The sequence below is a fragment of the Acidobacteriota bacterium genome (assembly GCA_003225175.1).
Lineage (GTDB): Bacteria > Acidobacteriota > Terriglobia > Terriglobales > Acidobacteriaceae > Gp1-AA112.
Window position 1 is genome coordinate 31,628 of sequence record QIBA01000043.1, and the last position, 26,921, is coordinate 58,548.

Here is a 26,921-nt window from a genome sequence, read left to right on the forward strand (position 1 = left end):
ATGCAACTGCAATGCAGTAATCAACGCTGTGGCGAATCGCTACCCCGCGATTTTGCAGCTTTCGATTGTCCCAAGTGTGGCGACCTGCTGGAGCTTAGCTGCAATGGCTTTCGGCCTGATCCACTGCAGCTTCGGGCCTTGTGGCGCGATCGCCGTCTTTCTAACGATCCTGCGGATCGCAGCGGCGTCTGGAGGTTTCGAGAGTTCCTGCCTGATTACTCCGTTGAGCAGATAGTTTCGCTCGGCGAAGGAAATACTCCGCTCATTGCCGGGAACAAGACAGCGGCATTCGCCGGCTTAAGTAATTTGCGGTTCAAGCACCTGGGTTGGAATCCAACCGGCTCGTTCAAAGATTTAGGAATGACCGTGGCGGTGACCGAAGCGCATGCGCGAGGAGCCAAGGTCGTAGCTTGCGCGTCGACGGGCAACACCGCGGCTTCCATGGCTGCCTATGCCGCTCGAGCGGGTATCGCTGCTCGGGTCTATTTGCCAAAAGGAAGACTCTCGGCTGCCAAGGTTGCTCAGTCTCTCGATTACGGCGCTGAGATCGTTGAGGTCGAAGGAAACTTCGACCAGGCTCTCGCAATGATGACCGAGCAAAAGAGCTCGTCAGAGTACTTCCTGAACTCCATCAATCCATTCCGCGTTGAGGGTCAGAAGACGACGATCTTCGAGCTGATGGAACAGCTCGACTGGAATCCGCCCGACTTCATTGTTGTTCCCGGAGGGAATCTGGGCAATTCTTCCGCATTTGGGAAGGCGCTTCGGGAGCTCTCTGCTGCAGGGTTGATTGATCGCGTGCCGCGGCTCGTGATCGTCCAAGCGCGAGGTGCAAATGCGCTGGTGAAAACACTGGCTGCCGGCAGCGGTGAACTTGAAACGGTTGTCGATCCGAAGACCTGTGCCAGCGCCATTTCGATCGGCGCTCCACGATCGTGGCGCAAAGCTCTCACCGCTCTCAATTTCACGAAGGGCAACGTTCTCGACGTCAGCGACGAGGAGATCCTCGAAGCAAAGTCCGTCATCGGGCTTGACGGCATCGGATGCGAGCCCGCCTCCGCGACTACTCTCGCCGGCATCCGGCGTCTCAGGCGAACTGGAGAAATCGGCGAGCGCGACAGAGTCGTCGCCGTTCTCACCGGTCACGTTCTGAAGGATCCCGACATCATCTTGAAGACGCACAGTGAACGGCTGGCAGCGGAGGTATCAGCATGATGTGGAGCGATTGCCTGGAAGGCGTCGAAATTAGTGTGCCGGGATCGATTGCGAACCTCGGTCCCGGCCTCGATACGTTAGCGGTAGCCGTGCAGCTTTACCTGAGAGTTCGCATTGTAGGGGTTAGCAACGCAAGACGTGGAAAGCTCGAGTTCTATTTCGAATCGCAGACTCCGCCCGGCGAGAATCGCATCGAAACATCATTTTTCAAGCTGGCGCAGAATAACGGCGATTTTCCTTCCCTAAAGATCAGCGTCAGCAGCGACATTCCCATGGGTGCCGGACTCGGCAGCAGCGCCGCCGCGACCATCGCCGGATTTCGTCTCTATGAAGTTCTCTTTGGTAAGCAAAATGAGAATCGACTACTCTCCGCGGCTTTGCAGTTGGAAGGACACGCTGACAATGCTGCCGCCGCGCTCCTTGGTGGGCTCTCGGTCTGCTGCCAAAAAGATGATGGTTCCGTATCTGCTTTCTCGCTTCCATGGCCGGAGTCGCTCTGCCTGGTTGTCTTAACTCCGGAGGTCCGGCTGGCAACGCAGACCTCGCGTCAGGCTCTGCCGCAGTCAGTGAGTTTGAAAGATGCCGTGGCCAACATGCAGCGAGTGTTGCTCCTGCTGCAGTCCATCCAGAGCGGCGACGATGGGGATTTGGCGGAAGCGCTTTGCGACCGCCTTCACCAACCGGCGAGAGAATCGATCGTGCCTGGGTTGAGTGCTGCGCTCAAGCTCTCACATCCCGATCTTCTCGGAGTCTTCCTTGGCGGCTCCGGGCCATCGATCGTGGCCCTGGCGCGCCAGAGTTGCGACGACATTGCCGATGTCTTGGCGGAAACCTACCGGCCGCTTGGCATTCCGTTTCGAACTTCCACGCTGAGCGTTCATAACCAGGTGAGCCTTCCTGCCTGCGCTGCGATCAGTTGCAGCTGAGTTAGACGATCTTAAAGCCGTTATCCTGAGGCGCCCTTGCCCGAAGTTTGAGGATCGAGCAACAAGTCATGTTAGCTTTTGTGTTTGCTCATGAAGAACCTCGCCCTGTGGGTCTTACTGCTCAGTGCCCTATCGTTCGCCTTCGTTCCTGATTCCACTGAAGCTCCAGCCTCGGCGCAGCGCGTGTCGCTGGAAAAGAACTGGCACCTTCAGTCCGCGTGCAAGTTGACTGATGGCGGCGAGAAGATCTCGCGGCCGGGATACAACCTGCAGAGTTGGCTTGCCACTACGGTTCCCCATACGGTCCTCGGCGCGCAGGTGGACGCGAAGATGTTTCCTGATCCGTTCTATGGCATGAATCTGCGGGCGATCCCAGGAACTACCTATCCCATCGGCAAACTCTTTGCCGAGCTGCCGATGCCCGACGACAGTCCGTACAAGTGCTCCTGGTGGTATCGCACCGAGTTCCATCTTGGGTCGCAGCATCAGGGAAAGAATATCTGGCTGCACTTCGATGGCATCAACTACCGTGCGAATATCTGGCTAAACGGAAAGCAGATCGCCAACAATACGCAGGTGGCGGGAGCGTATCGCACGTATGAGTTCAACCTCCGCGAGGCGGTCCACACAGGTGAGAACGCGCTTGCGGTGGAAGTATTCACCCAGACTGAGACCGATTTGGGAATCAACTTCGTCGATTGGAATCCGGCGCCGGCGGACAAAGCTATGGGCCTTTGGCGTCCCGTGTATCTCACCTTCAGTGGACCGGTTTTTGTTCGTTATCCCATGGTGAGCACGCATTTTCCAGATGATTCGCTCACCACAGCTGAGTTGACCGTGATCGGCGATGTGCAGAATGCCGGGGATCGGGAAATATCTGGAACGCTGGAAGCGACCCTCGAGGGAATCGGAACTGTCGAGCAGCAGGTAACGCTGGCCGCGAATGAGCACAAGAGCGTCACATTCCTGCCTGATCAGTACCCGCAACTCCGCGTGAAGAATCCGAAGCTGTGGTGGCCGTATCCCCTGGGCCCGCAGAACCTCGAAACGGTGAACTTGCGTTTTCGCACCGTAGACTCGGCGTCCGACATGGCTACCGGGAAGTTCGGTATTCGCGAGATCACCGCGGAGAAGACTCCGGAAGGCTATGAGCTCTTTCGCGTTAACCACCGCAAGATCCTGATCCGCGGTGGTGGCTGGTCGCCGGATATGTTTCTGCGGGTCAACAGCGAGCGCATGCAGGACGAGATGCGCCATGTCCGCAACCTGGGGCTGAACACGATTCGGCTTGAAGGCAAGCTGGAGACCGATGAGTTCTTTGATCTGGCGGACCGTTATGGGATTCTGGTGATGGCGGGCTGGTGCTGCTGCGATCACTGGGAACACTGGGATAAATGGAAGCCGGAAGATCACGAGATCTCGAAGGCTTCGTTGGCTAGCCAGCTAAGTCGCCTCCGCAGCCATCCCAGCCTGTTGGTGTGGCTTTATGGCAGTGATAATCCCCCGCCAGAGGACGTGGAATCGGATTATCTTGCGGTGCTGAAGGAGCGAAACTGGCCGAATCCTTATGTATCTTCAGCCAGCGCAAAGCCGACCACGGTTACCGGAGCGAGCGGAGTGAAGATGTCCGGGCCGTATGACTATGTTCCCCCTTCTTATTGGTTGCGCGATCCCGGCCAGTGGGGAGGAGCCTACGGCTTCAATACAGAGACAAGTCCCGGACCGGCGCCGCCGCTGATTGCATCGCTGCAGAAATTTATCCCAAAACAGAACTTGTGGCCGCATGACGATGTTTGGAATTTCCATGCCGGCGGTGGCGAATTCAAGCAAACCAATATCTTCGATAACGCGATGACGGTCACGTACGGGGCGCCAATTTCCCTGGCCGATTACGAGAAGAAGGCGCAGGCGATGACGTATGACGACGAGCGCGCGATGTTCGAGGCCTACGCTCGCAATAAGTACAAGTCGACCGGAGTAATTCAGTGGATGCTCAACAACGCCTGGCCGTCGGTGATCTGGCATTTATATGACTATTACCTCGTTCCCGGCGGGGGTTACTTTGGAGCCAAGAAGGCCAACGAGCTAGTTCACGCGCAATACTCGTACGATGACGCCTCGGTAGTGGTCGTGAACAGCCTTTATGAGGCGCAGAAAGGCCTTAAACTGCGCGTCAGAGTGTTCGATTTGGCCGCGAAAGAGCTGTTTAGTGACTCGCGAAGCGTCGATATTGACGCCGATAGCGCGGTCCGAGTGCTCACTATCCCGCAAATTAGTAGTCAAAACGCGCCTTATTTCGTGCGTTTGGAGCTCACAGACATGGCAGGGAAGAGCGTTAGCACGAACTTTTACTGGCTTCCAGCGACGCTGGAAGAGCTCGATTGGGAGAAATCTAACTGGTACATAACGCCCGCGAAGTACGCCGATATGACCGCATTGGCGACTTTACCTGCCACAAATGTCGAGTGGAATAGTCAGTTAGAGCGTCGTAATGAGGAGCAAATCGTGCGCGTAACCCTCCATAACATAGGCACAAACATCGCTTTCCTGGTGCATACAGAGCTCAAACGCGGGCACGGAGACGACGATATCGCGCCGATTTTGTGGGACGACAACTACATTTCGCTGCTTCCAGGCGAGTCCAGAACGCTTACTGCAGTCGTCAAATTGCGCGATTTGGGGGGTGTTGTACCGGTAATTCGTGTGGATGGATGGAATATTAAGGCGCTTGCTAAGTAATTATCTGCGGCCTGGAAACCTCTAAAAGGCACTTAATGAGCGACTCAACAGCAGCAGTTCCAAAGCTTCGCCGCGTTCTTACCCTGTGGGATCTGGTGTTCTATGGCATCGTTTTGATCCAGCCAATCGCGCCAGTTCCGCTTTATGGCGTCGCGCAAAAGCTCTCAAACGGGCACTTTGCGACGATTATTTTGATCGCAATGTTCGCAATGATGATCACGGCAGTGAGTTATGGGCGCATGGCAGCGCTTTATCCGGCCGCCGGATCGGCTTATACCTACGTTGGACGGGGCTTAAATCCGCATTTGGGGTTCCTTGCGGGGTGGGCGATGTTCCTCGATTACCTGCTCCAACCCCTTATTAATACGATTTGGATATCTACTGCGCTGCATGAACGCTACGTCCACGCTGTGCCATTCTTTGTATGGGCGGCGATGATTGCCGGAATAATTACCTTATTGAACCTGCGTGGAATCCGCTCATCGGCGGTTGCAAACAAAGCATTATTAGCCGTTATGTCCGCAGTTGTGCTGCTGTTTATCGCGCTTGCAGTCCGATTTTTACTTAGCGCCAGGGGTGTTACGGGCCTCTTTTCGATCCAGCCTTTTTATGATCCGCGCACCTTCGATTCTCACCGGATTTGGAGCGCAACATCTTTCGCTGCTCTCACTTACATCGGCTTCGACGGCGTAACCACTTTGGCTGAAGATGTAGAGAATCCCAAGCGCAACGTGCTGTTGGCAACTGTTCTGGTTTGCCTCTTTACCGGACTGTTTGGTGGCTTGCTGGTGTATCTCGCACAGCTTGTTTGGCCAGACTGGCATGCATTCCCGAATCTGGAAACGGCATTCATGGACGTGTGCAGGCGGGTCGGAGGAGTCTATCTTTTCAATGGGATGGGGCTAATTCTGATTCTTGCTGCCTTTGGTAGTGCGCTGACTGGTGGTCTTGGGGCGGCGCGTCTGCTCTTCGGCATGGGACGCGATAACGTGCTTCCGCGTCGCGTCTTCGCTTATTTGAGTCCCGGGAGCAGCACTCCGACATACAACATCCTTATCATTGGCGCTTTGAGCTTTCTCGGCGCAGTCGTGCTCAATTACATCGGCAATGCTTACGAGCATGCTGGAGAACTCCTCAATTTTGGAGCTTTTCTTGCGTTTATGGGCGTGAATTTGGCTACCTTTTGGCAGTTTGCGGTGACTCCTCGAGAGGGATATCGCAGGATGATCCTCGCCGATGTTTTGCTTCCGTTGATAGGTTTCGTCTTCTGCGCGCTGATCTGGTGGAATCTGAATGTGCTTGCAAAAAGCATTGGCGGCATCTGGTTCGCGATTGGATTGGCCTATCTCGCTATTACTACGCAGGGTTTCCGCAAGGTCCCGGTGATGATCGACTTCAGCGAATCGTAAGCCACGATGTCGGACTCGCTCAAGCCCCGAAACTACGTCAGTCGATTCTCCTAACCGATTCATAAATCATCTACTTACACCTGACTTTGCTCCCGTTCCGCCATCCCGAACCGTTGAACAACGGTGTCTTTGTTTTGCCGCCCGATATACTGCTCAGTCCGCTTTTCAAACAAAACGCAGCCGGGCTGCGAGCAGGGGAATCTACAGCTCTTCACGAACCAGAATGACTTCGACCGGATCGCCTCGTTTTTCGCGCAGTCTTACCCAATTCCTGCACTCTTTTCTTCTGGCGCTTCTCGTGGGTGCCCTGCAGATTCCCGCTGGCGCGGAGAAACCCGCTCTCGCACAAGATCAAGGTTACATTGCGTTGCAGCAGGAGCTGCAACGGCTGCGAACAACTGCACGCCTGATGCATACAACCGCGCATCCAGATGACGAAGACGGCGGCATGCTCACGCTGCAGTCACGCGGCAAAGGAACAACCGCGCTGCTGTGCTCCCTCACGCGCGGACAAGGCGGACAAAATAAATCAGGCGACGCCTTCTCTGACGAGCTCGGTGTGCTTCGTACTCTAGAACTCCTCGCGGCGGATGAGTACTACGGCGTTGAGCAGCGTTTCACTCGGGTTGCCGATTTTGGCTTTTCAAAGACTCCTGAAGAGACCTTCGAAAAGTGGGGCGGACACGACGTTGCACTGGGCGATTTAGTGCGCGTGATCCGAACCTTCCGGCCCGATGTTCTGGTTGCGCGTTTTTCGGGAACGTCGCGCGACGGACACGCGCATCATCAGGCTTCCGCCATCGTGACTCGCGAAGCATTTCGCGCAGCGGGGGACCCCAATCGCTTTCCTGAGCAGATTAAGGAAGGCCTGCTGTCCTGGCAGCCTAAGAAGCTCTACGTCGGCAACTTTGGAGACCCTGAAGGCTCAACCTTAGGATTTGACATCGGAACTTACTCTCCCCTTTTGGGAAAGTCGTACACGCAGTTCGCCGTTGAAGGACTCGCGAGGCAGACATCGCAAGGCACAGGTGGCTTCCGTGTCTCTCCCGGACATCGCTTCACATATTACAAGCGAGTGGATTCTGTACTGGCGGGAGGAGAGGAGCACGAAAAGGACTTCTTCGAGGGCATCGATACCACACTTCCCGGATTGGCTTCCCGGCTGGGATCTGACGAGAGCAAGCTGCCGGCTCTGCGGAAAAGTTTGCAATCACTGCAGGATCTCGTGAACGAAGCCGCGGACAAGGCAAAACCTCGCGATCCATCAGATGCCGGCGCACCTCTCATCAAAGGCCTGAAGCTGACCCGCGATTTGATTAAACAAGTAGATCAATCAAGCCTTACACCGGCAGAAAAGCTTGAATTACTGACGAATCTCAAAACCAAAGAAACCCAGTTCGAGCGCGCAGCGAATCTGGCTTTGGGCGTGTTGCTCGATCTCAGTGTCGATCCTCCCGAAGCTTCGCAGGGAGGCTTCATCCGGCTGGAGCAAACATTCCAGACAGCAGTGCCGGCTCAGACGTTCACTCTCACGGCGCGTCTCTATAGCCGTGGAACGGCCGATGTCGAGCCGGAACAGATCATGCTTGACGTCCCCGATGGCTTCACCTCGGAGATCGTAAAGCGCGATCTCAAGCCTCTTCACTCGGGCGATATGGCTTCCGTCCAATTTCGCATAACTATCCCTCAGGATGCTCAACCCACGAAACCCTATTGGGGACGTTCCAACGCATACACCGAAACGGTGGACAAATTCAGCAATCCCGCGTATTCAACGTTCGCGCTTCCGCCATGGCCGGTGCAGGCTCATGCGGTGTACAACGTCGCCGCGGGCGAGGGAGTCGCTCGCGCCATCGCCATGGCCAAATACATCGATCCCATTGCGGGACAAGGACAGCATGAGTTGGCGATCGCTCCCGCGCTGTCACTGGAATTTTCCAACACGTCTCAGATTGTGAAGGCCGATGCGGGCGAGCCTTTTCACGTATTCGTGCGCGTTCGCAGCCAGCTGACCACTCCCGCGAATGGCAGCCTGCACCTTGACGTTCCTGCCGGATGGTCACTCAACCCGGATAATCGACCGGTTCACCTCGAGCATGAAGGCGATGTCGCCGAGCTCGAATTTGCGGTTTCGCCCAAAGCCAACGGTGAAAAGCATTACGATTTGAAAGCAGTTGCTGATTATCTGGGCAAGCAGCTCAGCGAAGGATTCCACGTCGTCACCCGCCCAGATCTCGATACTTTTTATTACTATCGTCCCGCGAGCCTCGACGTAAGTGCGATTCGTGTGAATGTTCCGCCTGGATTACGTGTGGGCTACATCATGGGAGCCGGCGACGAAATTCCGGCCACGCTGAAACAGCTCGGTATCAACGTGGAAGTAATCGCTCCTTCAGATCTGAAGCGGATCGATCTGTCGCGCTTTCATACATTGGTGACAGGCATTCGGGCTTATGACGTCAGCACAGACATAAGGGTTCAAAACGGGAAACTCCTCGATTTTGTAAATGGGGGCGGAACGCTCATTCTGCAATACAACTCGAGCACGGGGGCCTTCAATGCAGGCCGTTACACGCCGTATCCTGCCACTGATAGTAATCGACGCATCACCGTGGAGGAAGCGCCGGTGGAAATTCTGGAACCGCAGAATCCCATTCTGAACTATCCCAACAAGATCTCAATGCATGACTTCGACGGATGGGTACAGGAGCGAGGGCTCTACTTTATGAGCGATTGGGACTCGCATTTCCACCCATTGCTCGAGAGCCACGATCCCGGCGAGCAGCCACTCAAGGGTGGGTTGCTCGTTGCCCAGTATGGGAAGGGCACATATATCTACAGCGGCTATGCATTCTTTCGCCAACTACCTGCGGGCGTACCCGGGGCTGTTCGCCTATTCGTGAATCTGCTGAGCGCTGGGAGCGCAAGCCATTGATTCACCACGAAGGCACGGGGTCAGGGAGAACGCAGGGCTAATGAAACCACGAAGGTATGCGAAGGCTAAAAAACCGAAGGTTTGTAGCCGATGCCTGGTTTATCCATTAGATCTTCCTTCGTGCTCCTTCCTGACCTTCGTGGGTGGCTTTGGGAATTTCACCACGTGCCGCGTGTCTCCGTCGTGAAAACGGAACTTCGCTCGGAGCAACGACTGATTCGCGGGATCGGTCTGCGCGAAGGAATCTCGCTCAACGTGATTGAGATGATCGGCATTGGGCCGTTCATTACCATTCCTCTGATCGTCCACGCTGCTGGTGGACCGCAGGCGATGCTGGGATGGATTTTTGGCGCTGTGCTTGCGATGTGCGATGGCATGGTCTGGGCCGAACTCGGAGCGGCGCTACCCCGAGCCGGAGGATCGTATGAGTATCTGAAGGAGATCTACGGACCACGCAGCGTGGGTAGATGGTTATCGTTCTTATACGTATGGCAATTGATGATGAGCGCGCCACTCTCCGCGGCGTCGGGCTGCGTGGGAGTTGCACAGTACGCCGGCTTCATATTTCCATCGCTGCAAAGGGTGATTGCGGCTCACAGTGTCAATCTGGGATTCGGTGGATCACGCTTTTCCAGTGTGGGCATTACGATAACGAATGGCACACTCGTTGCCGTGCTGGCTTGCGTGTTGGCAATTACGTTAGCGTATCGTCGCGTTGATGTAGTTGGAAGAATCTCGACCTGGCTCCTTGCCGGTGTTTTCGGAGCGATTGCCTGGATCATCTGGGCAGGCATTGCGCACTTCAACTCGGCGCGCGCATTCGATTTTCCGCCGGGAGCGTTTCACCTGAACCATGCATTCTTTCTTGGCATGGGTTCGGCGATGTTGATTGCGACCTACGATTACTGGGGCTACTACAACATCTGCTATCTCGGGGCGGAAGTGCGCGATCCCGGACGAACGATTCCGCGTGCAATTCTCTATGCGATTCAGATCGTCGCGGCCATTTACATCATAATGAACGTCAGCATTCTCGGAGTGGTGCCCTGGCGTGAGCTGGACCAGGCAGCTGTTAGTGAATCGCGATTTTATGTGGTTTCCACCATGATGCAACGGCTCTATGGCACCCATGCTGGACAGATCGTCGCCGTGCTGATCATCTGGACTGCCTTTGCATCCATTTTTTCTGTGCTGCTTGGCGTATCGCGAATTCCATATGCCGCCGCGCTGGATGGGAACTTCTTTCAGGTATTCGGCAAGTTGAACCCACGTGGAAATTTCCCTTCCGCTGCGCTCCTGTGCATGGGAGCTCTCACGTGTGTGTTGTGCATGTTTCGATTGGCTGATCTGGTCGCCGCGCTGGTGGTAATCCGCATCATGATGCAGTTCATCCTGCAGGCGTTAGGAGTGATGATCTTCCGCGGACGGGATCCGTCGCATGAACGTCCGTTTCGCATGTGGCTCTATCCGCTGCCCGCGCTCCTTGCTCTGGCAGGATTCGTTTACATCCTTCTGATGCGAGAAAATTTCGAACGACAAGTAATACTTGCGGTAATCCTGATCATTCTCGGAACGCTGGCGTATCTAATGCGCGCTCGCACTCGCCGAGAGTGGCCGCTACTGCCCAACAGCTCTGCCCGTTAGTCCCAGATGATATCCTTTTCGGTTTCCACTTTCGTCCAGGAGAGCTACTGTGAAGAACATTAGAGCGATTGCGATTTTTATTATCGTGTGTTCCGTATCCTCAGTTGCTGCCTTCGCGCAAGCCAATGCCGCGGCGAAGCCGGCTGAGCCTCCAACGATTGCCTCCGTTCTGGACCGTCAGCTAAGCGGCATCGAACGCAACATAATGGGAGCGGCGGAAGCTGTGCCCGCCGACAAGTACGATTTCTCCCCGGCGACGGCGAACATTCCCGGAGACTTCAAGACTCCGACTCCGGTACGCACGTTCGGCGAGCAGTTGAAGCACATTGGTGATGACCTGGAGGCGTTGGGGTCGGGGATCTTAGGCGAAAAGCGGGCTTCCACAGCAGATGAGAACGGCCCGAAGAACGTTAAGACCAAAGACGACGTTATCAACTATCTGAAGGCTGCCTTTGCCAAAGGCCACAGCGGGATCAAGACCATCAATCAGCAAAATGTGGTTGAAGAGATTCAAAGCCCATTCGGAAACAACAAAGTGACTCGCCTGGCCCTCGCTGTGAGCATGGTTGGACACAGCAACAATCACTATGGCCAGCTCATCGAGTATCTCCGCATGAATGGCATGGTTCCTCCCGAGAGCCAGCCGCGTAAGTAGCCGAAATCCGCTTGGGAGGGCGCGACCGTCCTCCCAAAGCTGCCCGAGTACATCTTTAGCTAACGCCGCCAGCGCGTGCACGTCTTAATTTCGGGAACGCTCGGCATCTTTCCGCCGTATTCAGGTATGACGCGCTCCAATTCCGGTGCCGGAATTCGGTAGGTGCATAGCATCTCGCTGAGGGAAACTGATGTTGGAATTGAGCAGAAAAGCGGCCGGAGTTTCCCAATCCGAGATCCGCATCATGTCAGTGGAATGCGAGAAGGCGCGCGGCATCAATCTCGCCCAGGGAATCTGCGACACCGAGGTTCCCGAACCGGTTCAGCGCGCCGCGGTCGATGCCATTCATTCACGGCAAAACTCATACACGCGGCTGGATGGAGTTGCTAATCTCCGCCGCGCGATCGCGCGCAAGATGCGCGAGTACAACCATGTTGAAGCTGACCCGGAACGGGAAGTCGTAGTAACGGCGGGCTCGACTGGCGCCTTTTATTCGGCTTGCATGGCGTTGCTGAATCCTGGAGAGGAAGTGATCGTCTTCGAGCCGTACTACGGTTATCACGTGAATACGCTGCGCGCTCTGGATTGCACGCCGGTATACGTGACTATGCATCCTCCAGAATGGATCTTCAGCCACGAACAACTTCGGAACGCCGTTACGCCGAAAACGCGCGCAATTATCCTGAACTCACCGGCCAATCCGTCGGGGAAAGTCTTCACGCGCGAGGAACTCGAGTTTATTGCTGAGATCGCGGTACAAAACGATTTGTTCGTCATCACAGACGAGATCTACGAATATTTTCTTTATGACCAGAACCAGCATGTCAGTCCGGCTTCATTGCCTGGAATGGCAGAGCGGTCGATAACCATTTCGGGATTCTCGAAAACCTACAGCATAACGGGATGGCGTATCGGATATGCCGTTTGCGATGCACGCTGGGCTCAGTCCATCGGCTACTTCCACGATCTCGCGTACATTTGTGCTCCTTCGCCGCTCCAGCACGGAGTGGCCGCTGGCCTGGATGAACTCAAGCCAGAGTTTTACAAGGAATTAGCGAAGGAGTACCGTGCCAAGCGGGATCTGCTCTGTACCAGTCTGGAACAGATTGGTCTTGCTCCCTCCTGGCCGCAAGGCTCCTACTATGTGCTCGCGGACGCGTCAGCGCTTCCGGGAAGCAACAGCAAAGAAAAGGCCATGTACCTGCTGGCAAATGCGGGCGTTGCCAGCGTTCCTGGAGAAGCGTTTTTCAGCGGAGGAGGAAGAAATCTGCTGCGGTTCTGCTTTGCCAAGACCGATTCCGATCTACAGGAAGCGTGCCGAAGGCTAAGTCGATTGCCGGTGCCGATCGTTTCCAGATAGTACAGTTTCTATTTCTTAGTGGAGTGCTTTCACAAGTTCTTCCAAGTTGCGAGCGATTGCCTCCTCGCTTGTTCCATCCTGGAACTCCGCAGGGCTCCCGACAATCACTTTAATTTCCCCTCTGCGCGCGAAGCTACGATCTTCTTGCTTCAACGGGAATAAGCCGTCGATTCGCATAGGAACAATTGGGATCCTCAGCGTCTGCCCGAGAATTCCAATACCCACACGGAATTGCGACATTTCTCCATCGTTTGTGCGCCGGCCCTCGGGGAAGATCAGGACGCTGTATCCACGGTCCACCGACTCGCCGGCGAAGGCGAAGCTCTCACGGAAGCCGGATCGTTGTGGGAGCGGGAAAACATCAAACAGCGCTGTGACCAGCCAATACGAAATCACCTCTATGGCATGCTGAAAGACATTCATGTTACCCGGTGGTTTGCGCATTGCAGTCAGCATTTCGCCTTGCATTGCAATGGCGAGACGATTTCGGTAGCGAGCGGGCATGGCGAACATCAGCAGTCCTGGGTCGATGTACGTAACGTGGTTGCTGATGAAGAGCAGAGGACCTTTGGCGTTTCGCAATCGCTCGCTGCCGATGACCGTTGGTTTTGCCATCAATAAGGTTGCAGGCCAGGTGAACAGGTAATAGATCGCAATGCGAATCCATCGCACCAGCTCAAGCTGTGCCCAGCGAGGAAAATAGTGATGAGATTCTGGAGGCCCAGCACTTGCCTGGTGCAGAATGCGTTCGATATCTGCGACTGTAGCCGCTTCGGCAAACTGGCTCTCATCAAGCTCCACCTGATAACGCTGCTCAAGAACCGTGAGCAGGTCCACGCGGTCAACGGAACTGAGGTTTAGATCATCATCAAGTTTTGTGTTGTCACCGACAACTTTCCGCCCCAAGCCGGCGATGGCGGCCTCTAAAGCTGTTCTGGGAACCTTGCCATTCGCGGAACTCGTCAGTTCGGCTCGGGCATAAGCCGCGATTAGATCTTGCCGCGGCTTTTGCGTAGAGGTACGCGGAAAATCTGAGTCAGGCCACACAACCCAGCTGCGAATTTGCTGGTGAGCTCCCATTTTGGAGTTGGCTTCGGTCACCGCTTGCGATGCCTCGTCTGCCCCATCGTTGACGACCAATACTGCACACGGTTCAGCGTTTCCCCCGCGATCCACACCGATGACCATGCAATCGTGGATCGCCGGCTGTGCGCGAAGCGCAGCTTCGAGGTCCTCGGGATAGACATTCATCCCCTCAGCGGTGATGATTACGTTCTTCTTACGCCCTTTGAAATAAAGATTGCCGGTCTCGTCCAAGGCACCCAGGTCGCCTGTGCGAAACCAGTCGCCCTCGTGCGCGGCAACAGGCTTGCCATTCACCCAATAGGTCTTCGCGATACTGTCGCCACGGACAAGGATCTCGCCAGATTCGTCGAGTTTGATCTCGCGTCCGGGCAAGGCTTTGCCTATCGATCCGCGACCGAGCTTGAAGGGATGATTCAAGCTCACTAGCGAAGTCGTTTCTGTAAGCCCGTATCCTTGAATAACGGCGAACCCTAGTCGGCGCCAGAACTCTTCGTCATCCTGATCGAGGGTTGCACCGCCGCTGATGATCGCCCAGAATTTCCATCCGAATCGGGAATGAAGGCGTCGGAATCGCCACCAGCGCCAGGCAAAGTGTTCTGCGCCGGCTTTTTCCATTTGTGCGCGTAGTGCCGGCTCCCCGATCCTGGCGCGCTGCTGAATTTCGAGCATCTCTCGCATCGATCCGAGCAAGCGTGGCACGGTGATCAAGACAGAGACACGCTCATCATGCGTTACGCTGACGACTTCCGATGGTTTGATTGATTCGAGAAATAACACTGTCGCGCCGATCAAGGGAGGAACGAAGATTCCCATGAACTGCCCGAATACATGGCTGAGCGGCAGCAGATTCAAGAAGCGTAGCGGATGGAAGATGCGCTCATAGCGCAAGTACTTCTGAATCTCGCGCTCGATGGGCTCGAGATTCGCGAGAATGTTGGCATGGGTGATCACTACCCCCTTCGGTTCTCCGGTAGTGCCTGAAGTAAAGACAATCTGAACTGCGTCGTCATTCGAGGAGGCAGCTGGCGTAAGCCACCGAGAAGAAGGAAGGGAACTGAAATCTTCGAAGTGCAGGCTGAAATCTTCCTTCGCAAGTGCCAAGCCACGAGAGGACGCTAGCATCTTGGCGCCGACTTGCTCATAAACGCGTGCGGCAAATTCCGGAGCGGCAGTGCGATCCATGGGAACCACAACTGCGCCTTGGAGCAGCGCTCCCCAAAACGCAGCAAGCCACTCGCCACAGTTGGCTCCCCAGAGCATGATCCGGTCGCCTTTACCAACGCCACGGTCCTCAAGCAACGTTGCGAAGCGCTGCGCGCTTGCGAGCAGCTCGCCGTAACTCCAGCGGATGGTTCTGTAGCCGCGCGGAAAGACGCAGGCATGGTCACGCTGATAGCGTGAGAAATAGGACAGATACTCAGTTACCGATGTGCGGGGCACGAGACAGTGTAGAAGAATCGGGTGATCGGGTCATCGGGGTGGTCGAGTGACGTAAAGGCGGGCATTCGGGTCTCGTCTGTCGGTGTTCAGTCAATTAGCCCATTGGTTGGTTCCACAAGAAAGCCTACGGCCGAAAACCAACAGCTGGAAGCTGACAGCCGCGTTTCTTTACTTCACCCGATCGCCCGATGACCCGATCACCCGATTCTTCTGGTTCGTTTGATTTCCGCTTGCATCTAGAGCCGACCCCGGTTACCATTTGAGTGTCTTCCGAATGCCGCACACCCAGGTGCCGGCACCCGCGCTAACGGCCGGGAATTCCGAATTGATTCTGCTGAATCTCGAACCGGAGCGCGCTGGAACACTAAATAGATCGCGAGCGATTTCCATAACTTAAGACTCAAAGCGAAGCTGGAGCTCCGCATTCTGACTAGAGACCGCTTGCAGGTGAAAGTAGCGAAGTTACTCGGTGGCATCCGCTTGTTACGGATCCCAGCATTCTCAGGAATACGGCTCTAACGGAAAACGCATTAGCAAGGCCAACCGACAGAGTACATGCGCGAGCCTACAAGGCTGAGCGCCTTCAGTTTTCAAAAAAGAAGCGTTACAGGATATCGATGAATCAAGGACCTAACCAGCCTCAGCACCCCGGCAGCCGGGGACATCGCCGTCATCGCCGCGGCAAGGGACAGCAGAAACAGCAGGGCGGTGCCCAGCACGGAATGCGTGGCCCCGGTCAGGGAGGCGGACAGAACCGTGGCCGTCGACGGCACGGAAATCCACAGTTCGTTGGTCCCATGGATCACAGCTACCGCAATGCCCAGGGAGGTGGCAATGAACTGTACCCGCAAAATGGTCGCTACCGTGGCCAGGTGCGAGGCGGTCTACAACAACCGGCTAACGGCGCTCCAGTAGAGCCGGCTCAGGCAGCAGATTCGCCTACTCGAATCGTTTGCTTCATCGATGACCTGTTCTTCCTGGCCAAGATTCAGGAGACGGCGCGCAAGTTGGGAGTCAAGGTCGAATTCGCGAAAGCTGAAAAAGAGACCCTCGACCGGCTCACGAGCGACGATGAAGACAAGCCATCGCTTATCATCTTCGATCTCAATAACGCCAACGCCAAACCGCTCACGACGATTCCCAAACTGAAAAACAGGCTGAAAAAGCAAACGTCGATCGTCGGCTTCCTTTCGCATCTTCAGGGTGACCTCAAGGTAAAGGCCCAGGAAGCGGGATGCGACATGGTGGTACCACGCTCTGCTTTCTCGCAGAACCTTCCCGCATTGCTCCGGCGACACGGATCAGATATGCAGGATTCGAACGAGGCATAGCTGCTGTCTGAAGGTCCAGCACGTAAAGCGAGCAATTAGGTGGTCCCAGATGACTGGGTTAATGGCTCAGTTGGCTAACTTTCTTGAATCCAGATGGAACCTGGAATAGGTTCGGATCTATGTGCTCCTCCGAGACGTCTACGACTTCCGTCGATGTGGTGAATTGATTTTTCTGCTTTTCTCCCGTTTGTAAGGCGTGGATCGCTGTGTTCGTTCTCTTCGAAGACAGAATTAAGCCCTGAGGATCCGGTCCTGAGTATTTGAATTCAGGGCGAATCTTCTCAACCGGAGTAGTGCCGTTGCCCCCGCCCCCAACGCCCACTCCAATGAAACCGCTTCCCGGATGCGACCGTGGCGTGCAGGTCCTCGGATCCGGTATATCCAAATACCACGCGTCTTCGACGGTCTCGCTGGGTTCGAGGCCCAATTCGGGAGATGAAGTCTGCTTTGTCGTCGTAATGTAGTGCCGGGCGGTGTGGCCGAAGGCAGACTTTGTCTCCCCGGTGTCGCGTACCGTCTTTTCGATAAAGAGATTCGGCGGGCCTTCACCTTGCTTTAATAGATTGTCCTTTGGAGATTCTCCTGGCCGGGGAAATTCACTGTATTCCTGATTATCGAGATTCAGCGTGAACATGACATGATCCGCACAGCGCTGGATAACGACCATTTTGGCACCGGCGCGACCCGGACGAGGGCCAGACACTGGCCATTCAATACGGCTGTTAGGACCTTGCACATAAGTCGTGGTCGTTTGGTCGGAGGCATCCATTAAATGATGAGCCCCGGTTGTACGCGACACCATTTTGATCCGGAGTCCGGTTTGGCCTAGTGCCAAGGTTGCGACGAGGAAGATCATCGAGGTAAGAACGCGAAATTGGAGATTTCTTCGTGGGGCCATAATTCCTGCTCATTCGAGCTCAAATAGAGCGAGCATACCTTATCAAAGTTCTCACCGAGTTGAGTTGGCTGCACATGGAAGATCAGGTTTAGTGACTCAGGAACGGGACTCACCAAGAATGCGGGCCGGAGGTCACGATCCAGCGCCAGAGCCACGGATGTTAAGGTGTGAGGAGAATTGAGGATGCTCAGTGACGAGTTATGATCTGAGCCGCTAATCATCCACTCTCAGATAGCCATTATTCCACCGTCTTGAGCGCGAGCTGAAGGGCAATCGAGGGCGCGAATTGGCCGGAAATCATGTTTTCCTGGAAGCGGGATGTTAACGCAACGGTGATGTGACTGGAAAATCTGGAGGTCACTTCGAAGCGGCCGGCGAGCAGGTGTTCCTGGAATGGTCTTTGCGTCTGCAACTGTTCGCCGATCGTGGAGATTAGAAGCCACTCGCGAGGATACCAAAAGAGCTGCGCGTAACTGGCGTGCTGCAGGAAGCTTGTGGTGGAATTTGTGAGGCTCCGGTTCGTAATATCGTGCTCAGCTAGTACACCCCATTTTCCGAGACCCAGGCGCAGATAAGGTCCCACCATCGTGCGATGCACGGCGCTGGCCGAGCCGTGCAGAATGTTGACGCCTAAAACGGTTGTGTGTTTCCCAAGCAAGCTGAACTCGGCGAATGAACCTGCGCCGGATTCTCTCGCAGGGGTTGGTTCGGCGCCACTCGGTCGAAATGCGTATGGTGCGATCTGGTAGTGTTTGCCCCACCAGAACATTTTGAACTGCAGCGGTGCATCGTAATATCCGTACCGGTTTCGCGCGCGAATGTATGTACTCAAATCGGGATTGTTGACTCCGCTTGGGAGTGGGTCGCGACCAGCGGAAAATTCGAGCGTGCCCTTGGGGCGATACGAGATCAGTGCGCTCGTGAGATATACGTCTTTCGGTTCTACTGGTGGTTCATAGCTGAGATCTGGGCGCTTGGCACTTCTGTTTTCACCGTTAATGACGGCTGAGATGCGCCAGCCTCTTCCCAACTCGGTCGCATTCCGGTAAAGGAACCGGGCACGAACCGTGGCAATCAAGGGTTCATCGGTAGCGGTGCTGATCTGTTCTTGCGTGACGGAGCGTAGATCCTGCGTAATGTGATCTCCCCAGCTCAGCCATCTGATAAAGCGGTTGTTCGAGGGCTGATAGTCGCCTCCTCGCAGACTCTGTGCCTGATCAATGCTTCGTCCATATGCGTTGAGGAGGCCGCCGCCTTGGGGAGAAATGTGGCAGACAGCGCAATTGCTGTATCCCAATCGAACCATTGTGGGAAGAGCCCTGGCCGGACGAGTAAAAGCCCAAAGCACCCAAACTCCAGGTACAAGGACCCAGCAGATGTAGGGTCTCATTACTGTCGTCCAGCCCGGGTATCGAGAGCTGAGGCCGGAGTCTCGGGAAATTCGAAGTGGAGCCGAATTTCATTATCGGTTTTGACCCCGAATTGAGTTGGTTGGTCGATGCCGTATTCGCTGAGCTTGACCATGCCATCGCCGCCAGCGCGGAAGACAGGCGCGCCGGCAGCCTCACGGATTTTCAACACGACGACGAAGCTTCGTGGTGTACCGCGAATAGTCAAAGTACCTGAGACCCTGCAGCTAGCCTCGCGGCCAGGGACAATCCCAGGACAGGAGACACCCTCGCCCTCGAATTTCACGTCGGGAGTCTGTCCATCTGGGGTCCGAAAGACATGCTCACGCATGTGCTGATCACGCAACGCTATGCCAGTGGCGAGAGTTTTGACTGGGAGTCGGGCCTCGATGCGCTCCAGCGTCACTCCATCAGCATTACGGCGTAGCTGGACGCGAGCCAGCAAGGCGTCGGACTTACCTTTAACGAACAGGCCCGGCATATTCGTCCCAACCTGGAAAGTCGCTGAGGCATGCTCGATCTGGATGGTCTCTGGCTTGCCCGGATCGCCGGAGGGTCCCGGGGAGCTCGAGGCCGGAATTCCCAGGGTCGCGAGGAAGAGCAGAACCGCATTCCACAACCTTGGCATGGCCTTCTCTGTTGGACAGGCAAGCTTAATGTGAAAAATCGGCGGGCATCCCCGCAGGATGCCCGCTGAAACGTGAGAGTCAACTAGCGATCGTCGTCGTCATTGTCGTGGTCGTTGTCACGCTCGCGCTTGAGTTGTCCGCGAATCTCTCCCCCTGGACTTCGCGAGCTGTGCACATTGGCGTAAGAGAGTCCCGCTTTGATCGCGCCCACCAGTCGCGCAAAAGCGTCTTCACCGTTGGGATTATTGGCTTCTACGCCCTGAGATGCGGGCCCGGTAATGTCGGCCGCTCTCCACGTTCCTGTTACTGCGTCATTGGGCGTACCCGGGCCGGCGGATGCTGGACACAACTTCTTTGTCGCCTCGGTATTCCCGCCGCCGCAGAAAAATACAGAAACGCCACCTACGACAGTGGGTCGGCCGATGTGAATGTGGGCTTGGGTGACTGTGCGACCGGTGCCGGTACTACCCTCCAGGCCGTTGTAGGTGAGTTCGTAGTCGATCGATTTTTCATCATGGCTGATCGTGATCTTCGCGTGCCCAGCCGCTCCGCTGATCACGATGGGGGTTTCTCTCAGACCAGCCAATTTGGCGCTGAAGATAGTTTGGGCAAGGGCATTCGTCGTAAACAGCGCGCTTGCCACCACAGCTGCGAAAACTCTTAATTTCATCAACACTCCTCCTGATTTGCCCCACTCGAGTTGTGGAATAGCCGGACGGCGACTCATCGAGGAGCGCAAGGCTAGCAAACAGGAGCAAGACGAATGTCAGAGTTCTGTCAACGAAGTGTAAGAAGTTTGCTTAGTAGGGATGAATGTGCTGGAAACTCGCCGCGTTCGGGTATCACGACTCTCATGTTACTGTTTGCTTTCCGTGCATTCTCATCTTTTTAGGATCCCTGGTTGGCTTGCCGCCTGGAGCGAGCTGAGACCGTCACAAACGCACGCCTTGCGGTATTTTGGAAGATGGAGGCTCGGATGCAGGGCAGCGAAATTCATGCGCTTGAGATCGTACTCCTGCTACTGTTGCTCTTCGTCGTCATTTTCGGCGATCTGGCCCGACGGCTAAATACGCCGTATCCAATTGTGCTCGTTGTTGCCGGCCTGCTGCTTAGTTTTATTCCGGGAATTCCCAGATTCTCGCTTAATCCCGAGGCGATCTTCTTCGTTGTTCTTCCTCCACTCCTGTTTTCGGCCGCGTGGCTCACCTCGTGGCGGGAGTTTTCGTTCAACCTGGTGAGCATATTTCTATTGGCGTTTGGGTTGGTTACATTCACCGTACTCGGGATTGCCTACGCCGCGCCGTGGTTCCTTCCTGGATTCGACTGGCGGATGGGTTTGGTTCTCGGCGCGGTAGTGGCTCCGACGGATGCCATCGCCGCGACTTCGATCGCCAAGCGCATCGGGCTACCGAAGCGTATTGTCGACATTCTCGAAGGCGAGAGCCTGGTGAATGATGCGACTTCGCTGCTCGCGCTCGAGTTTGGCCTGGCACTGCTCGCGGGGGACCAAACTCCCACGATCATCTCGGGCTTTTTGCGCGTTACTTACCTGACAGTCGCAGGGATTGCGATCGGGTTAGTCATAGGAGTGGTCGTGGATTGGATCGAGCATCGCATCGATGATGCTCCGATCGAGATCGCGCTGAGCATCCTTACTCCGTACGTGGCATACCTCACCGCTGATTCGCTCCGGGCATCTGGCGTGCTGGCCGTAGTGGCTTGCGGACTCTACCTCAGTCGGATGAGTTCACATTTCTTCTCGGCCAGCGTTCGATTGCAGGCATGGGCAGTCTGGGATTCGCTCACTTTTATCCTGAACGGATTTGTGTTCGTCTTGCTTGGATTGCAGCTCCCGTACGTTTTGAACGCGATTCGGGAGCACAGTCACCGCGAAGTGTTTCTCTACGGAGCTTTGTTCAGCGCGCTCTTGATTCTTTTGCGTCTAATCTGGATTTTTCCAGGTGGTTCGCTCGCTTATGTGATCCGCAAACATGTTCTGCAACAAAGAATGGACATGTTCACGCTGCGGCAAGCTCTCATCGTTGGATGGACTGGCATGCGCGGCGTTATCTCTCTCGCGGCCGCCATTGCCCTTCCGCAAACTTTCGGGGATCGTCCGTTTCCGCAGCGGAACTTGATTGTCTTTTTGGCCTTCAGCGTGATTCTCGTGACGCTTGTTCTGCAGGGACTCACGTTGCCTGCCGTGATCCGCGCTCTCGGGTTGGCCGGCGATTCGGGCGCGGATTCTGAAGAAAGAGAGGCGCGGCGACTGATTCTGGAGGCTGCGCTCGCATACCTCGAGGAAATCAGATCGAAGGACGTTTCAGAATTTGCCGAGGTCTACAACGACCTTGCACATCATTATCGGCATCGTTTGGCCACGGTGAGCGATGGTGGAGGGCTTGAGAACGATTCGGCATCGGCGCGCTATGCTCGCTCAATCGATATCTCACGCGATCTGCTCAGGGTAGAAAGACAAACGGCGGTTCGCCTCCGCAATCAGCGGCGCATAAGCGATGCAGTGCTCCGCCGGCTTGAGCGCGAACTCGATCTGAGCGAAGAACGTCTGTTTAACGGATAAACCATTAAATAAGCGACAAAGCCATCGTCAAGAGCAAACCTACCACCGAGATGATGGTTTCGCAGATGGACCAGCTCTTCATAGTGTCGGCGACGCTCATATTGAGGTACTCCTTTACCAGCCAGAAGCCCCCATCGTTGACGTGCGAGAAGACCAGCGAACCGGCTCCGGTGGCGATAGTCAGCAGTTCCGGCCGGACTCCCGTATGAGCGGCGATTGGGGCGATAATTCCAGACGCCATGGCCATCGCAACAGTTGCCGATCCGGTCGCGAGGCGTACCAGCGCGGCAACGAGCCAGGCGGAAAACAGAATGGATAAATGAGCGCGCAGGGCGAGATCGACGATCGCCTGTGATGTTCCACTGTCCTGCAGAATACGCCCGAGGCCTCCGCCCGCTCCGACCAGAAGTGTGATCGTTGCAGTGGGAGCGAGACACTCGTCGGTAAATTTCAAGATTCTTTCGCGAGAGAAGCCGCGCAGCTTTCCCAAAGTGACAAAGCTGACCATCGCGGCAATGAGCAGCGCAATATCCGCACCCCCAAGCAGGCGGAGACCTTCGTTGAATGGGCTGTGTGGCGTGGCCAGCTTGTCTGCCCAGCTGCCGATCAGCATGAGAAAGATCGGTAGCAGAATCGTGAATAGCGTCAGACTAAAGCTGGGTAAGTCGCGATTCGCAGCAGTTTCGACAAACTGCGCGGCGATGGGATTTTCGCCTACGATGCGAATGCGAGGTGCAATGAATTTGGCATAGAGCGGGCCCGCGATGATCGCAGTGGGAATCCCAACTATCAAGGCGTAAAGGACGGTGCGGCCGATGTCGGCCTTGTAGGCCGCAACTGCCAGCAGCGTGGCCGGATGAGGTGGAACGAGACCGTGCACGACAGAGAGTCCTGCGACCATCGGCAGCCCAACTAAGACCATCGATGTGCCAGTGCGACGGGCAACATTGAAGGCGATCGGAATCAGCAAGACGAATCCGACTTCGAAGAACACTGGCAAGCCGACCAGGAGCCCAACCGCCATCATCGCCCAATGAATGCGTTTCTCTCCGGCGACACTGATGAGCGTAAGAGCGATGCGTTCGGCGCCGCCGGACTCCGCCATCATCTTTCCCAACATGGTTCCGAGTGCGACTACGATCGCGATGTGCCCGAGCGTGCCTCCGACGCCTGTCTCGAAGGACTTGACGATCGTCGCAAGCGGCATTCCGCTCGCTGCGGCCAGCGCGAGCGAGACCGTCATCAGTGCGACAAACGGATTCAGTTTGAAACGCGCGATCAGGAGGATGAGGATGACAATTGCTACGAATGCAAGCAGGAGCAGGGATGCGCCATGATGGTCGGTCATTGTCTAATTGGCTTTGAAGAGAGTCACACCTCTCCCGATACCGGAGCTTTGTAAGCGATGGCATCGATTTCGACCTTGCAGTCCACCACCATGCTGGAAACGACGGTGGCTCGAGCCGGAGGGTTTTCGCCGAAGTACTCTCGAAACACCTCATTGAAGACTTGGAAATCCCGCGGATCATCGAGCCAGACTCCGCAACGTACCAGGTGTTCAGGACCATAGCCTGCTTCTTTGAGGATTCCCAGAATATTGCGAATTGCCTGATGAGCCTGAGCTACGATATTGCCTTCCATGAGTCGGCCATCCAACATCGGCACCTGACCGGAAACGTAAAGCCACCCGTTAGCCTGCACTGCACGCGCAAATGGTAGATGCTGGCCTCCTGGTCCTTTGGCGCCTTCGGCGCCATAACGCTTAATAATCATTCAGTTCCCCTCGGTTGCGGTAGAGTCGTGATTGTTTCGAAGGTGCTGGCAGCATCCTTACGAGATCGACTGTCGTAGCAGAAACCTACCAGCTCGTTGTCCAGTAGGTGTTCCATTTCGGTAACACAGAACGCCGTTCACCCAGACCCCATAGATGCCAGCTGATGCCTGCACCGGATTGGTGAAGCTGGCCATGTCACAGATCCGCTCAGCATCGAACAGTACCAAATCAGCAAAATAGCCCTCGCGTATCCAACCTCGATGTTTCAAGCGGAAGGTTTTAGCCGGGAGACTGGTCATCTTGCGAACAGCCTCGCTTAACGAAAACAATCGTAGCTCGCGACTGTAGCGGCCGAGTACGCGTGGAAATGTGCCCCACAGGCGCGGATGGGGCAACGGATCATTGGGCAGTCCGTCGGAGCCGATCATGGTCGCTGGATGCTTCAAGATCGCGCGCACGTCATCTTCGGAGATGCCGTGATAGATCGCTCCTGCAGGTTGCAATCTGCGCCCGGCCTCAAGCTGAGTGACTCCCCAAGCCTCCGCAATTTCAGCAAGACTTCGCCCCGCGATTTCCGGATGGGGCGTCGACCACGTGATCGTGATGAGCACGCGCTCGTCGACTTGCCGGAGATCGAGGGTGCTCGAGCTGGCGGCGTAAGGATAGCAGTCGCAGCCGACTGGCTGGGTTGTTCGCGCTCTCTCGAGTGATTGCAGTACTTCGCCACTGCCTCCCCAGTTGTCAATGCCCGCACACTTCAAGTGAGAAACTACTACTGGAACGTTGGCGTGCTTGCCGATAAGGAAGGCTTCGTCCATCGCCTGTAAGACTCCGTCGCTTTCGTTGCGTAAGTGCGTTGTATAGAGCGCGCTTGCGTTAGACAAGACCTTCGCCAAGCCTTGCACTTCGTCAGCCGAGGCGGAGTATGCCGACAAATAAGCCAATCCCGTGCTCAACCCAATCGCACCATGGTCGAGAGCCTCGCGCAGCTGGTCCTGCATGGCCGCGAGTTCAGTTCCTGTAGCAGCGCGGTCAAGGAGGTCCATGTGGTTGTTTCGCAGAGCGGTGTGACCGACGAGCGCAGCGACGTTCACCGCTGGTTCGGCCGCAGTAACGGCCGATACGTATTCAGGAAACGCGGGATAGCGGAATGCGTCTTCCTCGCCGAGCAGATTCATCGGATCCGGAAAATTACGGGATAGTTGCACCGGAGCGGCGCTGATACCGCAATTCCCAACGATTACGGTGGTCACTCCCTGCGAGAGCTTTGGGAGCATTTCCGGCGCCCGGATCAGGTAGAGGTCGTCATGCGTATGGACATCGATAAATCCCGGAGCGAGCACGTGGCCGTGAGCGTCGATGTTTTCTCTTGCTGAGTAACCATCGACATCGCCAACTGCTTGAATGCGGCTATCCTCAATCGCGACCGCGCCTGCTCGAGGCTGGTTACCGCTTCCGTCCAGAATTTGTACGTTGCCAATCAGGGTGTCGCAGGTGGGCAAGTCAGCTCCGCAAGACGAAGACTGCTGGAATTAGTTACCATCAGCTCGGGAATAAGAGCAGTACTGCGTCTGCATATAGAAGGATGAAGCCAATGAATCATACAAAGGAACGCGTGCAATATCCATTAACAGCCGAAGAGCTGAATCTGATTAATCCCTTGAATAAGGGACTTAATGCGATGAATGCCCCTCTGGCTTGCGCTGATATTCCCAAATTTGGATGGAACTTGCTGCGCGAAGACCTGAGCCTGCCAACAGCCGTGCTGTATGAAGAAAAGCTGCAACACAACTTGCAGTGGATGCAGGCGGTTGCGAGCGGCTATTGCGCGAAGCTGGCGCCACACGGGAAAACGACAATGGCTCCGAAGCTGTTCGCGCGCCAAATGCAAGCTGGCGCGTGGGGTATTACGCTGGCGACAGCTCATCAGACACTTGTAGCTTACTCGCACGGCGTGCGTCGCGTGCTGATGGCCAATGAGCTTATCGGCAGACAAAACCTCGAGATCGTAAGCCGCCTGCTGGAAGACGACGAATTCGATTACTTCTGCCTGGTGGATTCGGCGGCTCAAGTTGAACTCCTGGGAAGTTTCTTCAAGGCTCGCGTGCAAAGATTGAATGTTCTGCTCGAAGTAGGAGCTGAGGATGGACGCACCGGCGTTCGCGACCACGAGCAGCTTCAGGCGACGACCGCTGCTCTTGCCAGATGGAAGAGCCAGCTTCGGCTATGCGGCGTGGAGGTCTATGAAGGCGTTTTGAGCGATGAGGCCGCGATCCGGCGGTTGCTCGAGAGAACCGTCGAGGTCGCCCGCGAACTGTCGCGGGACAATCGCTTCGGTCGCAGTCCCGTGATCCTCACCGGCGCAGGTTCAGCATGGTATGACCTGGTCGCAGAGATATTCAGTAAAGCGGACATAGGGCAGGAGAAGGAGCTAATACTGCGACCGGGATGTTACGTGACGCATGATGTCGGCGCGTATCGCGCGGCGCAGCAGCGGATTCTAAATAGCAGTACGGTAGCCAAGAATATGGGATCTAATCTGGAACCGGCGCTGCAGATTTGGGGCTATGTGCAGTCCGTTCCAGAAAGGGAAAAGGCCATTATCAACTTCGGAAGACGCGATGCTGCGTTCGATGCCGGGCTGCCGGTTCCAGTTCTCCATTTCCGTCCGGGTGGAGCCGTACCAGTGGCCGCTCCCGAAAGCTGGAAGTTGACTCGCATTATGGATCAGCATTCCTTTCTTCATATTGATGGGGGAGACGACATTCGTCTAGGCGACATGATTGCTTTCGACATCTCGCATCCTTGTACGACGTTCGATAAATGGCGGTACTTGCCGGTGCTGGACTCGCAATATAGGGTGATTGATGTTGTGCAGACCTTCTTTTGA

Annotated in this window: 20 protein-coding genes; 11 read left to right on the forward strand and 9 right to left on the reverse strand. The window is 55.6% G+C overall.

The annotated features are described in order from the left end of the window. The 8 genes from thrC (at position 1) to DMG62_11160 (ending at position 12,883) form a co-directional block, all read left to right on the forward strand. Entirely contained in the window at positions 1-1,215 is a 1,215-nt protein-coding gene (gene thrC, locus DMG62_11125; protein ID PYY22875.1) for a threonine synthase, read from the forward strand. Beyond that, the gene (thrB, locus tag DMG62_11130; protein ID PYY22876.1) at positions 1,212-2,141 is read left to right on the forward strand and encodes a homoserine kinase; all 930 of its coding nucleotides are present in this window, start codon (positions 1,212-1,214) and stop codon (positions 2,139-2,141) included. Before thrC ends, thrB begins: the two co-directional genes overlap by 4 nt. 90 nt (positions 2,142-2,231) lie before the next feature. Further along, entirely contained in the window at positions 2,232-4,880 is a 2,649-nt protein-coding gene (locus DMG62_11135; protein PYY22877.1) for a glycosyl hydrolase family 2, read from the forward strand. A 35-nt stretch (positions 4,881-4,915) separates the two neighbouring features. Next, on the forward strand, positions 4,916-6,289 hold the full coding sequence (locus tag DMG62_11140) for an APC family permease (GenBank protein ID PYY22878.1): 1,374 nt from the start codon (positions 4,916-4,918) through the stop codon (positions 6,287-6,289). Positions 6,290-6,512: 223 nt separating this feature from the next. After that, on the forward strand, positions 6,513-9,224 hold the full coding sequence (locus DMG62_11145; protein ID PYY22879.1) for a hypothetical protein: 2,712 nt from the start codon (positions 6,513-6,515) through the stop codon (positions 9,222-9,224). Positions 9,225-9,314: 90 nt separating this feature from the next. Further along, the gene (locus tag DMG62_11150) at positions 9,315-10,868 is read left to right on the forward strand and encodes an amino acid permease (protein PYY22880.1); all 1,554 of its coding nucleotides are present in this window, start codon (positions 9,315-9,317) and stop codon (positions 10,866-10,868) included. A 49-nt stretch (positions 10,869-10,917) separates the two neighbouring features. Beyond that, positions 10,918-11,523, forward strand: coding sequence for a hypothetical protein (locus DMG62_11155; GenBank protein ID PYY22881.1), 606 nt, complete (start codon positions 10,918-10,920; stop codon positions 11,521-11,523). Between the two features lie 190 nt (positions 11,524-11,713). Next, a complete protein-coding gene (locus tag DMG62_11160; protein ID PYY22882.1) occupies positions 11,714-12,883 on the forward strand; it encodes an aminotransferase in 1,170 nt (389 codons plus the stop codon). Positions 12,884-12,898: 15 nt separating this feature from the next. Here the strand turns inward: DMG62_11160 and DMG62_11165 are convergent, their stop codons facing one another. Continuing rightward, positions 12,899-15,409: an AMP-binding protein gene (locus tag DMG62_11165; GenBank protein ID PYY22883.1), complete on the reverse strand. Its 2,511-nt coding sequence runs from the start codon at positions 15,407-15,409 to the stop codon at positions 12,899-12,901. Positions 15,410-16,356: 947 nt separating this feature from the next. Between DMG62_11165 and DMG62_11170 the strand changes: the two genes are divergently transcribed. Continuing rightward, positions 16,357-16,740, forward strand: a complete 384-nt coding sequence (locus tag DMG62_11170) for a response regulator (GenBank protein PYY22912.1) — start codon at positions 16,357-16,359, stop codon at positions 16,738-16,740. A 58-nt stretch (positions 16,741-16,798) separates the two neighbouring features. Here the strand turns inward: DMG62_11170 and DMG62_11175 are convergent, their stop codons facing one another. The 5 genes from DMG62_11175 to DMG62_11195 all read right to left on the reverse strand — a co-directional run bounded on the left by DMG62_11175 (position 16,799) and on the right by DMG62_11195 (position 20,403). Beyond that, positions 16,799-17,596 (reverse strand): hypothetical protein, encoded by a 798-nt coding sequence (locus DMG62_11175; GenBank protein PYY22884.1) that lies wholly within the window; start codon positions 17,594-17,596, stop codon positions 16,799-16,801. Continuing rightward, entirely contained in the window at positions 17,593-17,859 is a 267-nt protein-coding gene (locus tag DMG62_11180; protein ID PYY22885.1) for a hypothetical protein, read from the reverse strand. The genes DMG62_11175 and DMG62_11180 overlap by 4 nt, the downstream gene beginning before the upstream one ends. 17 nt (positions 17,860-17,876) lie before the next feature. Further along, a complete protein-coding gene (locus DMG62_11185; GenBank protein ID PYY22886.1) occupies positions 17,877-18,986 on the reverse strand; it encodes a hypothetical protein in 1,110 nt (369 codons plus the stop codon). Positions 18,987-19,027: 41 nt separating this feature from the next. Continuing rightward, a complete protein-coding gene (locus DMG62_11190) occupies positions 19,028-19,675 on the reverse strand; it encodes a hypothetical protein (protein PYY22887.1) in 648 nt (215 codons plus the stop codon). An 83-nt stretch (positions 19,676-19,758) separates the two neighbouring features. Then, complete coding sequence (locus DMG62_11195) at positions 19,759-20,403, reverse strand: hypothetical protein (protein PYY22888.1); 645 nt, start codon at positions 20,401-20,403, stop codon at positions 19,759-19,761. Between the two features lie 249 nt (positions 20,404-20,652). Here DMG62_11195 and DMG62_11200 point away from each other — a divergent pair, with 249 nt between their 5' ends. Continuing rightward, positions 20,653-22,257: a Na+/H+ antiporter gene (locus DMG62_11200; protein ID PYY22889.1), complete on the forward strand. Its 1,605-nt coding sequence runs from the start codon at positions 20,653-20,655 to the stop codon at positions 22,255-22,257. A gap of 4 nt (positions 22,258-22,261) precedes the next feature. On the opposite strand, the gene DMG62_11205 is transcribed toward DMG62_11200, so the two are convergent. The 3 genes from DMG62_11205 to DMG62_11215 are packed head-to-tail and all read right to left on the reverse strand — an operon-like array spanning position 22,262 to position 25,533. After that, positions 22,262-23,605, reverse strand: coding sequence for a permease DsdX (locus DMG62_11205; protein ID PYY22890.1), 1,344 nt, complete (start codon positions 23,603-23,605; stop codon positions 22,262-22,264). Positions 23,606-23,628: 23 nt separating this feature from the next. After that, a complete protein-coding gene (locus DMG62_11210; GenBank protein PYY22891.1) occupies positions 23,629-24,030 on the reverse strand; it encodes a reactive intermediate/imine deaminase in 402 nt (133 codons plus the stop codon). Between the two features lie 57 nt (positions 24,031-24,087). Further along, a complete protein-coding gene (locus DMG62_11215) occupies positions 24,088-25,533 on the reverse strand; it encodes a D-aminoacylase (protein ID PYY22892.1) in 1,446 nt (481 codons plus the stop codon). A 92-nt stretch (positions 25,534-25,625) separates the two neighbouring features. Between DMG62_11215 and DMG62_11220 the strand changes: the two genes are divergently transcribed. Continuing rightward, the gene (locus DMG62_11220; protein PYY22893.1) at positions 25,626-26,921 is read left to right on the forward strand and encodes an amino acid deaminase; all 1,296 of its coding nucleotides are present in this window, start codon (positions 25,626-25,628) and stop codon (positions 26,919-26,921) included.

Bases quoted from the DNA above. Each gene is read 5' to 3' on its own strand.
- thrC (PYY22875.1), top strand. From the start codon at position 1: ATGCAACTGCAATGCAGTAATCAACGCTGTGGCGAATCGCTACCCCGC.
- thrB (PYY22876.1), top strand. From the start codon at position 1,212: ATGATGTGGAGCGATTGCCTGGAAGGCGTCGAAATTAGTGTGCCGGGA.
- DMG62_11135 (PYY22877.1), top strand. From the start codon at position 2,232: ATGAAGAACCTCGCCCTGTGGGTCTTACTGCTCAGTGCCCTATCGTTC.
- DMG62_11140 (PYY22878.1), top strand. From the start codon at position 4,916: ATGAGCGACTCAACAGCAGCAGTTCCAAAGCTTCGCCGCGTTCTTACC.
- DMG62_11145 (PYY22879.1), top strand. From the start codon at position 6,513: ATGACTTCGACCGGATCGCCTCGTTTTTCGCGCAGTCTTACCCAATTC.
- DMG62_11150 (PYY22880.1), top strand. From the start codon at position 9,315: ATGCCTGGTTTATCCATTAGATCTTCCTTCGTGCTCCTTCCTGACCTT.
- DMG62_11160 (PYY22882.1), top strand. From the start codon at position 11,714: ATGTTGGAATTGAGCAGAAAAGCGGCCGGAGTTTCCCAATCCGAGATC.
- DMG62_11175 (PYY22884.1), bottom strand. From the start codon at position 17,596: ATGATCTTCCTCGTCGCAACCTTGGCACTAGGCCAAACCGGACTCCGG.
- DMG62_11180 (PYY22885.1), bottom strand. From the start codon at position 17,859: ATGATTAGCGGCTCAGATCATAACTCGTCACTGAGCATCCTCAATTCT.
- DMG62_11190 (PYY22887.1), bottom strand. From the start codon at position 19,675: ATGCCAAGGTTGTGGAATGCGGTTCTGCTCTTCCTCGCGACCCTGGGA.
- DMG62_11195 (PYY22888.1), bottom strand. From the start codon at position 20,403: ATGAGTCGCCGTCCGGCTATTCCACAACTCGAGTGGGGCAAATCAGGA.
- DMG62_11200 (PYY22889.1), top strand. From the start codon at position 20,653: ATGCAGGGCAGCGAAATTCATGCGCTTGAGATCGTACTCCTGCTACTG.
- DMG62_11205 (PYY22890.1), bottom strand. From the start codon at position 23,605: ATGACCGACCATCATGGCGCATCCCTGCTCCTGCTTGCATTCGTAGCA.
- DMG62_11210 (PYY22891.1), bottom strand. From the start codon at position 24,030: ATGATTATTAAGCGTTATGGCGCCGAAGGCGCCAAAGGACCAGGAGGC.
- DMG62_11220 (PYY22893.1), top strand. From the start codon at position 25,626: ATGAATCATACAAAGGAACGCGTGCAATATCCATTAACAGCCGAAGAG.